Below are 11,842 nucleotides of genomic sequence, written 5' to 3' on the forward strand. Positions count from 1 at the left end.
GGTCTCAGCTTGGCTAAACTGCCGACTTTAACCGGATAAAAGAGCACACCATGGGCCTGTTCCGCCTGCTGTTCTGGGTTGCAGTGATCTTCGCCGCAATCTGGATCTGGCGTCGTTTCATCAGCAAAGCCAAGAGCACTCGCCCCACCGAGGACGCTGCAGCCCCGATGGTGCGCTGCGCGCACTGCGGCGTGCACATTCCCAAGACCCAGGCACTGAGCCAGGATCAGCAGTGGTACTGCAGTCAGGCCCACCTCGAACAAGGCCCACACACCGGTGACCGCTGATATCAGCGCACCCGGCAACACTCAGGGGCGACGTATCCTCAGGCTCTATCACTTCTATCGCCTGAGCATCGGCCTGGCGCTGATCCTGATGATTTCCAGCAACCTCGACGAACAGTTGCTGGACGTCGTGCATATCGAGCTGTTTCGCACCGGCAGTTGGGTTTACCTGATCCTCAACATCTTCATCGCCGTACTGGTGCAGAAACCCAAGCACCTGATGCAGCTGTTCAGCCTGGCGCTAGTCGATGTGATCTTTCTCTCGGCGCTGTTCTACGCAGCCGGCGGCACGCCCAGCGGCATCGGCAACCTGCTGGTGGTGGCGGTGGCCATCGCCAATATCCTCCTGCGCGGACGCGTTGGTCTGCTGATCGCCGCCGTCGCCGCCATGGCGCTGATCTACCTGACCTTCTACCTCAGCCTCAGCCGCCCGGCCGCAGCAGCCCAGTACGTACAAGCTGGAGCCCTCGGCGCGTTGTGCTTCGCCGGGGCGCTGTTCATCCAGGGCATCACCCGCCGCCTGCAGGTCAGCGAAAACCTGGCCGAACAGCGTGCCGCCGACGTGGCCAACCTGGAAGAACTCAACGCCCAGATCCTGCAGCGCATGCGCACTGGCATCCTGGTGCTCGATACCCAACATCGTGTGCTGCTGGCCAACCAGGGCGCGACCCAACTGCTGGGGCGCGGCGAACTGACCGGCAAGATCATCGACCCGCATTGCCCCGAGCTGGTCAAACGCCTGCAACAGTGGCTGCACAACCCGACCCTGCGCCCGGAAAGCCTGCAGGCCCAGGTCGATGGCCCGGTGCTGCAACCCAGTTTCATTTCCCTGCAACGCGGTGACCAGCAGCACATCCTGGTGTTTCTCGACGACATCTCGCAGATCGCCCAGCAGGCGCAGCAACTCAAGCTGGCCTCGCTCGGCCGCCTGACCGCCGGTATCGCCCACGAAATTCGCAACCCGCTCGGCGCAATCAGCCATGCCGCGCAATTGCTGCAGGAGTCGGAGGACTTGCACGGCCCGGATCAGCGCCTGGCCCAGATCATTCAGGATCACTCCAAGCGCATGAACCTGGTGATCGAGAACGTCCTGCAACTGTCACGCAGGCGCCAGGCCGAACCGCAACTGCTCGACCTGAAGTACTGGCTGCACCGCTTCGCCAGCGAGTTTCGCAGCTCGGCACCGGCTGATCGACAGATCCACCTGGAGACCCAGGGCGGCAGCCTGCAAACGCGCATGGACCCGCACCAACTGACCCAGGTGCTAACCAATCTGGTACAGAATGGCCTGCGCTACAGCGCGCAAAAACATCGACTCGGCCAGGTCTGGCTGCGCCTTTTCCGCGACGAGAACAGCGACCTGCCGGTGCTGGAAATCCTCGACGACGGCCCCGGCGTGCCGCCCGAGCAGGAGCAGCACATCTTCGAGCCTTTCTACACCACCGAGAACAAGGGCACCGGCCTGGGCCTGTATATTTCTCGCGAGCTGTGCCAGGGCAACCAGGCCCGCCTCGACTATAAACCTCGTGAAGGGGGCGGCAGTTGCTTCCGTATCACCTTCGCCCATCCGCGCAAACTGAGCTGAGCATGAACCGTCAGAGAGCACTGATCGTCGACGACGAACCCGATATCCGCGAATTGCTGGAAATCACCCTCGGACGCATGAAACTGGACACCCGCAGCGCCCGCAACGTCAAGGAAGCGCGAGAGTGGCTGGCACGCGAGCCGTTCGATCTGTGCCTGACCGACATGCGCCTGCCCGATGGCACTGGCCTGGATCTGGTGCAGCATATCCAGCAGCGCCATCCGCAAGTTCCAGTGGCGATGATCACCGCCTACGGCAGCCTCGATACCGCGATCAATTCGCTCAAGGCCGGCGCCTTCGACTTCCTCACCAAACCGGTCGACCTCGGTCGCCTGCGCGAACTGGTGGCCACCGCCCTGCGCATTCGCTCTCCCGAGGGTGAGGAAACCCCGGTCGACAGCCGTCTGCTCGGTGACTCGCCGCCGATGAAGTCGCTGCGCAAGCAGATCCAGAAACTCTCGCGCAGCCAGGCGCCGGTCTACATCAGCGGCGAATCGGGTAGCGGCAAGGAGCTGGTCGCCCGCCTGATCCATGAGCAAGGCCCGCGCGTCGAACAGCCTTTCGTGCCGGTGAACTGCGGTGCGATTCCCTCGGAGCTGATGGAGAGCGAATTCTTCGGCCACAAGAAAGGCAGTTTCACCGGCGCCATCGAAGACAAGCAGGGGCTGTTCCAGGCGGCCAATGGCGGCACCCTGTTCCTCGACGAGGTCGCCGACCTGCCGCTGCCGATGCAGGTCAAACTGCTGCGCGCGATTCAGGAAAAAGCCGTGCGCGCCGTCGGTGGCCAGCAGGAAGTGGTGGTCGATGTACGCATCCTCTGCGCCACCCACAAGGATCTGGCAGCCGAAGTCGCGGCCGGCCGTTTCCGCCAGGACCTCTACTACCGCCTCAACGTCATCGAACTGCGCGTGCCTCCGCTGCGTGAACGTCGCGAAGATATCGCCCAGTTGGCCGACGTGATGCTCGCGCGCCTGGCCGATGGCACCGGCCTCGCCGCCGCCAGGCTGCACCCCGATGCCCTGGAAAAACTGAAGAACTATCGCTTCCCCGGCAACGTGCGCGAGCTGGAAAACATGCTCGAACGCGCCTACACACTGTGCGAAGACGATCAGATCACGCCCAGTGACCTACGCCTGGCCGATGCCAGCGGCCCGAGTAGCGAAGGTGGCGAAGCCAGCCTGGCGCAGATCGACAACCTCGAGGACTACCTCGAGGACATCGAACGCAAGCTGATCATGCAGGCTCTGGAAGAAACGCGCTGGAACCGCACGGCGGCGGCTCAGCGTCTGGGCCTGACCTTCCGGTCGATGCGCTATCGACTGAAGAAACTGGGTATCGACTGACCACGGATCACGCGCATGTAGGAGCTGGCTTGCCGGCGATCAAGACAGCCTGCGCCGAGTCCTGAAGTCCCTTGATGCGGGGATAACAAGGTATCAGTGCAACCGCCCCGCTGGCGCATAAGGCGCCGGATCGATGATCGGCTCGCGCCCCAGCAGCAGATCAGCCAGCAGCCGGCAGGACGCTGGCGCCAGCACCAACCCGTTGCGGAAATGCCCGCAATTGAGCCAAAGACCGGGATACGCAGGCAGCTCGCCAATGAAGGGAATACCTTCAGGCGAGCCTGGCCGCAAACCAGCCCAATGCCCCACCACCTCGGCACCCTTGAGTGCAGGCAACAGTTCTTCGGCCGAGGCCTTGAGGCTTTCCAGCGCATTATCGGTCGGCGTCTTGTCGAAACCGGCGTATTCCAGCGTGCTGCCAATCAGGATATGCCCATCGCGCCGCGGGATCGCATAGCGCCCCCTGGCCAACACCATGCTTGGCAGAAAGTCCTCGGCGCACTTGTAGAGAATCATCTGCCCCTTCACCGGCTCGACCGGTAACTCCAGACCAAGCGTCTTGAGCAGTTCGCCACTCCAGGCCCCGGCAGCCAGTACCACACGCTCGGCACGAATATCGCCATCGGCCGTAGTCACGCCGCAGATCCGACCCGCCTCCTGGATAAAGCCCGTGACCGGGCAATGCTCACGCAGCTCCACGTTCGGCATGGCCGCCAAAGCCGCTCGCAACGCTTTGACCAACCGAGGATTACGCACATTGGCCACGCCCGGCATATGGATGGCGCGCTCAAAACCACCACCCAGAACAGGCACCTGCCGATACGCCTCGGCGATATCCACTGGAAAAAGCGGACGCCCCTCGCGTGCAGCCCAGGCCAGCGCCTCGGCCTCATCATCGAGATCCAGCCAGTACAACCCGGTGGCATGTACCTCGGGATCGATACCGGTGTCTTCCAGCAACTGCCGCGCAAAACCCGGATAGAAATCCTGCGACCAATGCGCCAACGCCGTCACCGCTGCGCTGTAACGCCAGGGATAAAGCGGGGAAACAATGCCGCCGCCGGCCCAGGAGGACTCGCGGCCGACACCCTGACGATCCAGAAGGAGTACACCCTCGTTCGCTGCTGCCAACAACTTGGCGGACAGCAAACCCAAAGCCCCTCCTCCAACTACTAACGTACGCCCCACATCGCCCTCTCATTTGCCAAGACAGTCAATCACTACTAAACCTTTTACTCGTGCCAGGAACGCACACAGCAGAATGTAAAGGACTATACCCATGAAACTACCTACACAGTTGGCGTTCAGCCTCTACGAGCTTCTTGTCGTGCTGGCACTGCTCAGCACCGGCGCCTCTCTGGCAGTACCAAGTCTCCTTGCACTACAACAAAAAAGCGAACGCGAAGCCCTGTGCAACCATCTGCGCGCCTCTCTCAGTCACGCCCGACTACAAGCCGTAGTGCACAAAACAAGCGTAGAGCTATGCGGATCGCACGATGGTGCAACTTGTGGTCACGACTGGAGTCAGGGCTGGCGTATGCAGTTCATGAACGCACCGGAACACATCATGCTGATCCAGCAGCATCGCAGCAGTACACCATTACGCTGGGTCGGCTTCGACTCGCGCATTCGCTTTCACGCCAACGGCACCAGCCCGTCCAGCAACGGCCGCTTCTTTCAGTGCAAAGGCACGGAAATAGCCTGGCAACTGATACTCAACCGACAGGGGCGAGTACGCCTCGCAAGTCATCAGGAAAACCTCGCCCAGGTCCATCGCTGTCAGGGCTGAACAACACAGCAACCAGTCATCCGCTCCAGTCAGCCAGCCGTCCTGCTACGGCAGACAGACAAAGGACGTTATCGCAGTATTCGCTCGGACGTCCCCAAGGAGCAAAACATGTCACGCCATCCTGACATGCGAGGTTTTAGCCTGATCGAACTGATGATCGTGCTGGCATTGCTGGCTATCGCAGTAGGCATCGCAATACCCAACTTCGCCCGCCTGGTTGCCAACAACCAGATCGAGGCGCAGGCGCAGACGCTCAACAGTTTGCTGCAGTTCGCTCGTTCGCAGGCGGTGGTACGCCGTACCTCGATCAGGCTGCGCAACGACAACAATGACTGGATTGTCGAGAACGCAGCGGATGCCACCCGGCTGCGCCAGGAAACCTTTAACCCGGATCACGCCAGTGTCGCCAGCAGCCTGGCGCCGGTCACGCTCACCTTTACAGCAAACGGCACAGCCGAAACCGCAAGCTTCGTCGTTTGCCGCGACGATAACCCGGTCTTTGCCTATCGAATCGAGGTTCAGCCCAGCGGCAGTACGCGTCTGATGCCACGTGGCAAGGACGATGAGGGCAACGACCTGGGAGACTGCCAACCATGACCCTGCGCAATACACAACGTGGTTTCAGCCTGATCGAAGTACTGGTCACACTGCTTCTGCTGACCGTCGGCATGCTCGGTCTGGTGGCTATGCAAGGCCGTGGTATCCAGTTCACCTCGGACTCCGTGGCGCGTAACAACGCCGTCATGCTGGCGACCGAGATCATGGAAAAGATCCGCGCCAATCCCGATGCTCGGGATGACTACATGATCAACGCGCTCGAGGCGCAGGGGGCATGTGGCGACACCCCCATCCCCGTCGACAATGTAGCCAGGCAACTGACCTGCTGGAGCGAGAAAGTGCGCACGCTGATGCCCGGAGCTGCTGGCGACGACGCTGATGCAGTGGCAGTGCGCAATGCGTTCTATATCTGCCGTTCCCAGGTACCCGGTGCCTGTGCCGCTGGTTCTACTGTCGAGGTTCAGGTTGCCTGGCGCTCCAACGGCGAGACCTGCGGCAATGGCGCCGATCCCTTTATCTGTACCTTGCGCCTGCGCGGAGAACTCTGACCATGCACAAGCAACATGGCCTTTCCATTATCGAGATGATGGTTGCCCTGCTGATCAGCAGCTTCCTGATCCTGGGTATCACTCAGGTTTACCTGGACAACCGCGAGAACACGCTGTTCCAGCAGAGCCAGGGACAAAATATCGAGAGCGCTCGCTTCTCCATCCTTCTACTGGAGCAAACGCTGGCCAAGACCGGCTATCGCCGTCGCCCCGATGAAACCATGGAGGCAGCATTTCCCTCGTTTAGTGGCGGTAACTGCAACGGAATGGCTACCGGAGAAGTTGTAAAGCGCATTGACGCAACAAGCTTCTGCATCCGCTACCAACCTGCCTTTCCGGGCGCTCGCACCTGCAGCGGCGACCTGATTGCCGACATTCCAAATGACCCTTACGTGAACACCGATCCAGTCGTCGAAATCTTTCAACTCACCAATGGTGAGTTGCGTTGCAACGGACAAACCATCGCCACAGGCATAACAGCGCTGAACTTCGATTACGGCGTCAACTACAACGATGACAAGCGCATCACCGAATACACACCAGCACCGGCGGCGAACGCCCGTGTGCGTGCCGTGCAATTCGCCATCATGGCAGGCAGCCCGACCGAAGTCGGCAAGAGTGCCGGCAGTGCGGTCTACGAATTCTGGTTCGGCAATGCGCCCAATGACAAACGCCTATACACCATGCTCTCCAGCAGCACCAGCATGAGGAACCTGATGCCATGAACAATAACCGCCATTACCACCTGGGGCAGCGCCAGCAAGGCGTAAGCCTGCTCATCGCGTTGATTTTTCTGCTTGTCATTACGGTTCTGGCAATCGCCAACATGCGCGAGGTCAGCCTGGAGTCGCGCATCACAGGCAACATGATCGAACAGAAACAACTGCTAAACGTGGCAGAGGCCAGTGTTCGCGACGGCGAGCGCAGAACGGTTCAGCGTGGCCCTCAGGAACCGACCAGCACCTGTGAAGGTATTGCCGCCGGTACGCTTTGCCTACTCGACAAAGAGCCCGCCTATGCAATAGACGCGACCAACAAGCAGGTCTATTCACCGGACGACAACACCGAACTCTACGGCGACGCCACTTGGTACGCACAGATAGCACCTGGCGGCGAGCTTCAGGGCGAGTCGGAAAACCCCGAATACGGAAACATGCTGCTAGGTATTGGCGTATTCCGTTACGAGGTAAACGGCATGGCCAGTAACAACGATTTGAATAGCGCTGTGCGCTCGACCGTGGCCCTCAATTCCAAGGGCAGGATCGAAACCGAATGAAATCCATCTTTTTTGTGCCTGGTGATCGATCAGGGAGTCATTCCATGAATCTTTTTCAATCCACGACCAGAACCGTCGGCAGCGCCCTGCTGTTCACATTTGTCTTTTCTGGCTTCAACGCCGCTGTGGGGGCAACGCTGGATATCAGCCAAAAACCCCTCATTTTGAGCGAGAGCGTTGCCCCCAACCTGATCTTCACCCTCGATGACTCCGGCAGTATGCGCTGGGCCTTCGGCCCTGATGATGCGGGGCGCGAAGCCAGTGCCAGCAATCTGCGTAATACTCGGCGCGGCATGTCGTCCAGCACCAACCCGATGTACTACAACCCCAACGTGACTTATCGCCCGCCAGTCAAGTTGAATAACGATGGTTCGGAGGTAGAAAACGGTTACACCTCCAGTTTCACCACCGCTTATCAAAATGGCTTTCAGACCTCTTATGGCTCGATCAACTTAAGCAACAACTATCGCGTATCGTGGAACTTCAGTACTGATGAAGCTGTAACATATGGTTATAACTCATCAGTAAACTATGCAAACCCCACCGGACAAATTTTTAACCTCTCACAAAATCCAACTTTAGATTTCGGTGGCAGCGAGAATATCACATTAGTAGCAGGCCTCCCGGTAACTAGGGATATTCTTGGCAGAGCTGTTACTTTCACTCGATCTGGAAACAGCTGTTCAATTTCGCCGACTACTTCCGGGGTAACCTGTACTCGTAACAATGGTGACTCATTCCGCATCACCAAAAACCTGACCCAGACTGCCGTCCCTGCTTACTACTACGTTTACGACCCCTCCCTTGCCGGCTGCAACGCTAATAAAAATAACGATGCCTGCCATCGCTTAGTCTTTGTATCGGCCAACTCCGGCGTAGGCGGTACCGACGAACGAGAAAACTTTGCCATCTGGTACTCGTTCTATCGCACTCGCGCACTGGCTACGGTGACCGCCGCAAACCTCGCATTCAACGAACTGGCAGCCTCGTCCCGCTTTACCTGGCAAACGCTGGCCGTCTGCAATACGCTGAACTCCAACAACTGCAACAACAACTACTTCCGTGAACTCAGCCCACGCCACAAGGCCAACTTTCTGAATTGGCTGGCCTCGGTCAAATTCAACAGCAGTACCCCGCTGCTGGCTGCCACAGCACGAGCTGGTGAGTTTTTGCGTACATCATCAGATGCGTGGGCTCACACTCCCAACCCGGTCACTACAACGGGAGGCCGTGGCGCCACCATCGAATCCCCCGTTCATGCATGCCGCCCGAGCTTCCATGTGCTGATGACTGACGGCATGTGGAACGACGACAACTTCCCGAGCGGCATCGCACGACATGACGGCGCCACCTTCACACTTCCTGACGGCAGCCAGACCTATAGCCCAAGCCGCAAGCCTTACGGCAATGACCAGAGAACGACCACTGGCACCCTTGCGGATATCGCCATGCACTACTGGGCCACGGATCTGCGCCCGACTCTGGAAAACGATGTCAAACCCTACATCCAGGTTCCCAACACAGACGCCACGGCCCAGTACTGGGAGCCCAAGAACAACCCGGCCACCTGGCAACACATGGTCAACTACACCATGGGGCTGGCACTCACCAACTCCCTTAATGCACCGAACCTGCCCTGGACCGGCGACACCTTCGGCGGTAGCGGCTATGAAAACCTGCTATCCGGCGCGCAAAGCTGGCCTGAGGCATCAAAAAGTTCATCCAATAACGTCTATGACCTCTGGCATGCCGCCATCAACTCGCGTGGTGAGTTCTTCAGCGTCGATAGCCCGGACGACATGGTCAAGGCGTTCAAGGACATCCTCAACCGTATTGCCAACCGCACCACTTCGGCAGCACGTCCTGCGGTTGCAGCATCCTTCGTGTCCGATAGCGACAACGCCCTGCAGAGCAATGTCTACGCCACCCAGTTCTCCAGCGAGGACTGGAGTGGCGAGCTGAGCAAGACCCTGGTCGACAAAACCGGAGGTACCACCCTGCTGTGGAGTGCGCAGAAAGCCAATGAGGGTATCAACCCCAACACTCGCCGCGTGCTGATGCTCGACAGCACTGCCAGCAACAAACTCAAGAACTTCACCTGGAACAACCTCAGCACCCAGCAGCAAAGTTGGATGAACCGCAACCCTGAAAGCCTTGGTGTGGCATTCGACAGCCGCGGTCAAGACCGCCTGAACTATGTACGGGGCGAACGGAGCAACGAAGGCCTGACCTCTCCGCAGTTCCGCAAACGCAGCTCGATCCTGGGTGACATCATCAACTCCAGCCCTGCGGTCGTCGGCACGCCTGCTTACCTCGCCTACCTCGCCGACGCGATCGAAAACCCCACAGGGGATCTAACCGGCTACAGGAGTTACGCAGCGTTCCGTGAAGCCAACAAGAAAGCCAATCGCCAGGAAATGATCTATGTCGGTGGCAACGACGGCATGCTGCATGGCTTCAATGCCACGACCGGACAGGAAACCTTCGCCTTCATTCCAAGCGAAGTGATTCAGAACCTTCATAAGCTCACGGGACAAAACTACAAAGGTGGCGAGCACCAGTATTTTGTCGACGGTTCCCCCATCGTGCGCGATGTCTACTTTGGCAACGGTGATGATGAAGGCTGGCGCACCGTGCTGATCGGCACCCTGCGCGCAGGGGGCAAATCCCTGTTCGCGCTGGATGTCACCGACCCTGCGCAGATCAAGCTGCTGTGGGAGTTCGACTCAGCCAAGGATGCCGACCTTGGCTTCACCTTCGCACAGCCCGAGATCGTGCGCCTGCATACGGGGGAGTGGGCAGTCCTGCAGGGCAATGGTTACAACAGCACAAACGACAAGGCCGCACTGCTGATCATCAATATCAAGAGTGGCGAGCTGATCAAGAAGATCACCGTGCCTGATGTCGTGGAAGACAGCATCACCCTCTCGAATGGCCTGTCCAGCGTACGCGGAGCCGACAATAACGGTGATGGGCTGGTGGACTATGCCTATGCTGGCGATCTCCAGGGCAACCTGTGGCGCTTTGATCTGGTGAAAACCACCAGCGACACCGCATCTATTACGGGTGATCCGTTCGCCCGCACCAACACAGAAGTCGCCAGTACGAGCAAAGCCGATTTCAAACTAGCTTATGGTGAAAAACCTCTGTTCGTGGCCAGGGATACGGCTGGCAAGCGTCAAGCCATCACCATTCAGCCGTCGCTGGTGCGTCATCCCACCAGCTATGGCTATCTGGTGCTGTTCGGTACCGGCAAGTATCTGGAAACGAGTGACGCAAACGTAGACACCAGCCGCGCCATGACGCTGTACGGCATCTGGGATCGCAACACCAAACGCCAGAGCACCACTGCAACTACGCCAGTTGCAGGGACTCGCGCCGGTCGCCTGGTGGAACAGAACTTCACCGAGCAACAAAACAATGTCGTTATCGGTGACGAAGAACAGAGCGCTACACGTGACATCCGCCTGGTAAGCCAGGAGCTACCACAGTGGTTCCGGGCACCAACCACCAGCGAAGCCGACCTCAGGGTCCCGACCTCCGACGCACTGGTAACGCAGTGGGGCTGGGCGCTGGACATGGCCGTCAAGAACAACAACGGGACCCCGCGACTGGAGGGCGAGATGATCATCAACAATATGACGGCCAGCGGCTCCATCCTGTTCCTCAGCAGCCTGACGCCGAATCAGGATCCCTGCCAGGCAGGTGCAGATACCTGGTTGTATGCAGTGGATGCTTTCAGTGGTGGCCGCACACGCTTCAACGTGCTGGATCTGAACGCGGATCGCCTGGTCAACCCAACTGACGCATACAATGCCAATGTCGTATCCGGTATGCGTTTCCCTGCCCTGGGTGGCTTCACCCTGGCACCCGGCAACAAGGTATTCGGCAGCGACGGCGCAGCAGACCCCGCGACCGTGGGCGATGACCCTAACAGCAGCGGCCGCCAGAGCTGGCATATCGTGCCTGAGGAGTTTCAATGATCCAGCGTAAACAGAAGGGCTTCAGCCTGATCGAACTGATGCTTGCGGTGGCGATCATCGGCATCCTGGCGGCCATCGCCATCCCCAACTATCAGGACTACATCACCCGTAGCAAGAGGGCTGAAGGCATGGCGCTGCTCCAGGAAATGGCCGCTCGGCAGGAGCGCTTCTATGCCCAGAACAACCGCTACGTGACCACCCCTGAGGATCTGGACCTGCTGGTCTCCAATCAGGCAAGCGTCATCAACGCTGACGCAGCAGGAGCCAGGGTGCGCTCGGAAAATGGCTACTACTTGGTCGGGGTATCCCGTACCAACGGTGATGGCGGTTATACGCTGACGGCCGAGGAGACTATCGGCGACGGCCTCTGTGGCAACCTGACCCTCACGGCCGTTGGCATCAAAGGCAAGACGTCCACCGGTTCTAATGCCAAGACGGTAGATCAGTGCTGGCGCTGAGCAGCCAAACACAAGAAA

At 59.2% G+C, this 11,842-nt stretch carries 11 protein-coding genes; 10 read left to right on the forward strand and 1 reads right to left on the reverse strand.

The window, feature by feature from the left end; all coding sequences use genetic code 11:
* The first annotated feature begins 50 nt into the window (after positions 1–50).
* From INS93_RS00710 to INS93_RS00720, 3 genes are read left to right on the forward strand one after another with little or no spacing between them, the layout of a single operon-like run.
* Positions 51–287, forward strand: a complete 237-nt coding sequence (locus INS93_RS00710) for a PP0621 family protein (protein WP_160019552.1) — start codon at positions 51–53, stop codon at positions 285–287.
* Complete coding sequence (locus tag INS93_RS00715; RefSeq protein WP_192979948.1) at positions 277–1,869, forward strand: sensor histidine kinase; 1,593 nt, start codon at positions 277–279, stop codon at positions 1,867–1,869. Before INS93_RS00710 ends, INS93_RS00715 begins: the two co-directional genes overlap by 11 nt.
* Positions 1,870–1,871: 2 nt before the next feature.
* Entirely contained in the window at positions 1,872–3,212 is a 1,341-nt protein-coding gene (locus INS93_RS00720; RefSeq protein ID WP_160019550.1) for a sigma-54-dependent transcriptional regulator, read from the forward strand.
* A gap of 93 nt (positions 3,213–3,305) precedes the next feature.
* Here the strand turns inward: INS93_RS00720 and thiO are convergent, their stop codons facing one another.
* Entirely contained in the window at positions 3,306–4,400 is a 1,095-nt protein-coding gene (gene thiO, locus INS93_RS00725) for a glycine oxidase ThiO (RefSeq protein WP_192979949.1), read from the reverse strand.
* A gap of 91 nt (positions 4,401–4,491) precedes the next feature.
* Between thiO and INS93_RS00730 the strand changes: the two genes are divergently transcribed.
* The 7 genes from INS93_RS00730 (at position 4,492) to INS93_RS00760 (ending at position 11,824) form a co-directional block, all read left to right on the forward strand.
* Positions 4,492–5,001 (forward strand): GspH/FimT family pseudopilin, encoded by a 510-nt coding sequence (locus tag INS93_RS00730; RefSeq protein ID WP_160019548.1) that lies wholly within the window; start codon positions 4,492–4,494, stop codon positions 4,999–5,001.
* 108 nt (positions 5,002–5,109) lie between these two features.
* A complete protein-coding gene (locus INS93_RS00735; RefSeq protein ID WP_160019547.1) occupies positions 5,110–5,598 on the forward strand; it encodes a GspH/FimT family pseudopilin in 489 nt (162 codons plus the stop codon).
* Positions 5,595–6,107 carry a type IV pilus modification protein PilV gene (gene pilV, locus INS93_RS00740; protein WP_160019546.1) on the forward strand — a complete coding sequence of 171 codons (513 nt, stop codon included), beginning with the start codon at positions 5,595–5,597 and terminating at the stop codon, positions 6,105–6,107. The genes INS93_RS00735 and pilV overlap by 4 nt, the downstream gene beginning before the upstream one ends.
* 2 nt (positions 6,108–6,109) lie before the next feature.
* On the forward strand, positions 6,110–6,832 hold the full coding sequence (locus tag INS93_RS00745; RefSeq protein ID WP_160019545.1) for a PilW family protein: 723 nt from the start codon (positions 6,110–6,112) through the stop codon (positions 6,830–6,832).
* Positions 6,829–7,383, forward strand: coding sequence for a pilus assembly PilX family protein (locus INS93_RS00750; RefSeq protein WP_160019544.1), 555 nt, complete (start codon positions 6,829–6,831; stop codon positions 7,381–7,383). Before INS93_RS00745 ends, INS93_RS00750 begins: the two co-directional genes overlap by 4 nt.
* Entirely contained in the window at positions 7,380–11,366 is a 3,987-nt protein-coding gene (locus tag INS93_RS00755) for a pilus assembly protein (RefSeq protein ID WP_226945270.1), read from the forward strand. The genes INS93_RS00750 and INS93_RS00755 overlap by 4 nt, the downstream gene beginning before the upstream one ends.
* Positions 11,363–11,824, forward strand: coding sequence for a type IV pilin protein (locus tag INS93_RS00760; RefSeq protein WP_160019543.1), 462 nt, complete (start codon positions 11,363–11,365; stop codon positions 11,822–11,824). Before INS93_RS00755 ends, INS93_RS00760 begins: the two co-directional genes overlap by 4 nt.
* Positions 11,825–11,842 lie beyond the last annotated feature (18 nt).

Origin of the sequence: Pseudomonas sp. EggHat1, from assembly GCF_014892995.1 — a bacterium.
GTDB lineage: Bacteria > Pseudomonadota > Gammaproteobacteria > Pseudomonadales > Pseudomonadaceae > Aquipseudomonas > Aquipseudomonas chaetocerotis.

Coding starts and splice junctions, on each gene's coding strand:
- INS93_RS00730 (WP_160019548.1), top strand. CDS start 4,492: ATGAAACTACCTACACAGTTGGCGTTCAGCCTCTACGAGCTTCTTGTC.
- INS93_RS00735 (WP_160019547.1), top strand. CDS start 5,110: ATGTCACGCCATCCTGACATGCGAGGTTTTAGCCTGATCGAACTGATG.
- INS93_RS00755 (WP_226945270.1), top strand. CDS start 7,380: ATGAAATCCATCTTTTTTGTGCCTGGTGATCGATCAGGGAGTCATTCC.
- INS93_RS00720 (WP_160019550.1), top strand. CDS start 1,872: ATGAACCGTCAGAGAGCACTGATCGTCGACGACGAACCCGATATCCGC.
- INS93_RS00710 (WP_160019552.1), top strand. CDS start 51: ATGGGCCTGTTCCGCCTGCTGTTCTGGGTTGCAGTGATCTTCGCCGCA.
- INS93_RS00745 (WP_160019545.1), top strand. CDS start 6,110: ATGCACAAGCAACATGGCCTTTCCATTATCGAGATGATGGTTGCCCTG.
- INS93_RS00760 (WP_160019543.1), top strand. CDS start 11,363: ATGATCCAGCGTAAACAGAAGGGCTTCAGCCTGATCGAACTGATGCTT.
- pilV (WP_160019546.1), top strand. CDS start 5,595: ATGACCCTGCGCAATACACAACGTGGTTTCAGCCTGATCGAAGTACTG.
- INS93_RS00750 (WP_160019544.1), top strand. CDS start 6,829: ATGAACAATAACCGCCATTACCACCTGGGGCAGCGCCAGCAAGGCGTA.